This is a genomic window from Kocuria sp., from assembly GCF_030536815.1.
GTDB lineage: Bacteria > Actinomycetota > Actinomycetes > Actinomycetales > Micrococcaceae > Kocuria > Kocuria gwangalliensis.
In genome coordinates this window covers 4,706-7,613 of record NZ_JAUNPE010000078.1, presented here as the reverse complement: position 1 = coordinate 7,613, position 2,908 = coordinate 4,706, and the positions used below count along the sequence as shown (strand labels likewise).

The following is a 2,908-nucleotide window of genomic DNA, read 5'->3' as shown; positions in this document are numbered from 1 at the left end:
GCCGTCCGGTGCTGCCGGCGCCCAGGACAACGGAGAACCCCAGTACGGGCAGCGCGTCCGCCCCGATACCCAGGGTGAGGAACCGGGCTCGAGCGCTCGCTGATCAGCGTTTCAGCAACAAAGAACGCCCCGGACCGTGAATCACAGTCCAGGGCGTTCTCGCGCGTTCGAGCGATAAGCGGATCTACCGCCCGAACCGCTTCAACCGCAGGGAGTTCAGCACCACGAACACGGAGCTGAAAGCCATGGCAGCACCGGCGATCATGGGATTCAGGAAGCCCAGCGCGGCCACCGGGATGGCCACCACGTTGTAGGCGAAAGCCCAGAACAGATTGGACTTGATGATCCCCAGGGTCTTCCGGGACAGCTTGATCGCCGTGGGAATGGCCGTCAGTTCGCTACGGACCACGGTGATGTCCGAGGCCTGCATGGCGGCGTCCGTTCCGGAGCCCATGGCGATGCCCAGGTCGGCCTGGGTGAGTGCGGGAGCGTCGTTGACGCCGTCGCCCACCATGGCCACCACGCGAGCCTGCCGCTGCAGGTCGGTCACGGCTTGGACCTTGCCGTCCGGGGTGACATCGGAAATGACGTCCCCGGGGGCAATACCCACCTGCTCGGCCACGGAACGTGCCACGGCGGAGTGGTCACCGGTCAACAGCACGGGGCGCAGGCCCAGTTCCTTGAGCTGCGCAATCGCCTGGGCGGACTCTTCCTTAATGGTGTCCTGCAGGTCGATCAGGCCGGCCAGGTTGCCGTCCACGGCCACGAGGATGGTGGTGAAACCGTCCGCGCGAGCGTGCTGGAGGGCCTCGCGATCGGTATCCGACAAGCGGATACCGTTCGTGGCAAGCCACTGCTCACGACCCACCACCACGGAGCGGGATTGCATGCCGTCCGCGACATATGCCTTGACCCCACCACCGGGAGCGGACTCGAAACGGGCCACCTGGAAGCGCTGCGACGAGGCATCCGCAATGGCTCGGGCGATCGGGTGTTCGGAGTAATCCTCCACCGCGGCGGCGAAGTCCAGCACCTGGTCCTTGGACCACTGGGACACCGAGTTCACGGCCGTCACGGCCAGCTCACCGCGGGTCACGGTGCCGGTCTTGTCCAGCAGGATGGTGTCCACGTTGCGGGAGTCTTCGAGTACCTCCGCGGAGGTGATGAGAATGCCCATCTGAGCACCGCGCCCCGTACCGGTCAGCAGGGCGGTGGGGGTCGCCAGGCCCAACGCGCACGGGCACGCAATCACCAGAACGGAGACCGCAGCCACGAAGGCCTGATCCACGTTGCCGGTCACAAGCAGCCAGATCACCAGGGTCAACAGAGCGATGCCAATGACCACGGGCACGAACACGGCCGAAATCCGGTCCGCCAATCGCGCCACGGGCGCCTTGGTCGCCTGGGCGCGGGCCACGGTGCGACCCATCGAGGCGAGGACGGTGTCCGACCCGACACGGGTGGCTTCCGCGACCAGTCGCCCGGTGGTGTTCACGGTGGCGCCGGTCAGCTCGTCACCCGGACCGACCTCCACGGGCAGGGATTCGCCGGTCAGCATGGACGCGTCCACGGCGGATTCGCCGGTCACGACCACGGCATCCGTGGCGATCTTCTCGCCCGGACGCACCACGAATCGATCACCCACCGTGAGCTGTTCCACGGGGACGGAACGCTCGGTTCCGTCCTCGGTGAGCACGGTGGCCTGTTGCGCCCCGAGATTCAGCAGCGCCTTCAGCGCTTCACCGGAGCGAGCCTTTGCGCGGGCCTCGAGCCAGCGTCCGAGCAGCAAGAACGTGGTGATGATGGCCGCGGATTCGAAGTACAGCTGGTGGCTGGACATGTCCATGGCCTGGCCGGGGTGCGCGTGCGCGGTCATCCCCGGGTCCACGAGCAGGTGCCACAGCGAGAACAGGTAGGCGGCGGCCACGCCCATGGACACCAACGTGTCCATGGTGGAGGAGAAGTGCCGTGCGTTGATGACGGTGGCCCTGTGGAACGGCCACGCACTCCACGTCACAACCGGCAGGGTCAGCGCCGCGGCAACCCAGCCCCAATGCGGGAACTGCGCGCCCGGGATCATCGACATGACGAACACGGGCACGGAGAGGAACGCGGCCACGATCAGTCGGATCCCCAGGTCCCGGTGGCGCTCGTCCGCGGGGGACAAATCGGCGGCAGGGTCCGTGGAGTCGGTGGTGCGTTCCAGCTCCCGTTCCAGAGGGGACGACGCCGCCGCTCGCGCGCCCCCCGCATCGGGGGTTCCGGCGGCGTCGTCGGCCGTCGCGCCAGACTCGTCGCGACCCGAGGGACGGGACCCGCCCGTGATTTCCGCGCCGTAACCGGCTTTCTCGATTGTCTCGACGATCTGGTGGTCCGAGACGCTGCCCGGGACCTTCACGGACGCGGACTCGAGGGCCAGGTTGACCGCGGGATCCACGCCGTCGATCTTGCGCAGCTTGCGCTCAATGCGACCCACGCACGAGGCGCAGGTCATCCCGCTGATCTGGAGGTCCAGTTCACGCAGCGGCCCGTGAACCTGGGTGTCTGTGACGGGTGACTGAGTGGATTGATCAGACAACTGTGTAACCAGCTTCTTCGACGGCCGCGGCGATCTCCTCTGAGGTCAGCTCGAGGGTGCTTTCAATGGTCACGGGGGAAACCCCACCGGCGTGGAGGTCCACAGTGACGGACTCCACGCCGGGGACCTCCGCGAGCTCTTCCTTGACGGAGGAAACGCAGTGGCCGCAGGTCATGCCGGAGACGGTGATGGTGGTGTTCATGGGGAGACTCCTTGGTCCTTGGGGGCGGGTCAGCTTTTGACCAGGCGGGCGATGGCGGCGTTCGCCTCCGCGAGCTTGGTATCCAGTTCGGTGGTGTCACCGGTGTCATGGGCGTGCTCCACCGCGTG

General features: G+C 67.0%; 2 protein-coding genes. Both read right to left on the bottom strand.

The window, feature by feature from the left end; genetic code table 11:
- Window positions 1-184 precede the first annotated feature (184 nt).
- The gene (locus Q4E95_RS08390; RefSeq protein ID WP_303382873.1) at window positions 185-2,578 is read right to left on the bottom strand and encodes a cation-translocating P-type ATPase; all 2,394 of its coding nucleotides are present in this window, start codon (window positions 2,576-2,578) and stop codon (window positions 185-187) included.
- The gene (locus tag Q4E95_RS08385; RefSeq protein WP_303382872.1) at window positions 2,571-2,780 is read right to left on the bottom strand and encodes a heavy-metal-associated domain-containing protein; all 210 of its coding nucleotides are present in this window, start codon (window positions 2,778-2,780) and stop codon (window positions 2,571-2,573) included. The genes Q4E95_RS08390 and Q4E95_RS08385 overlap by 8 nt, the downstream gene beginning before the upstream one ends.
- Window positions 2,781-2,908 lie beyond the last annotated feature (128 nt).

Excerpts from the sequence above, each read along its gene's own strand:
- Q4E95_RS08385 (WP_303382872.1), bottom strand. The coding sequence starts at position 2,780 with ATGAACACCACCATCACCGTCTCCGGCATGACCTGCGGCCACTGCGTT.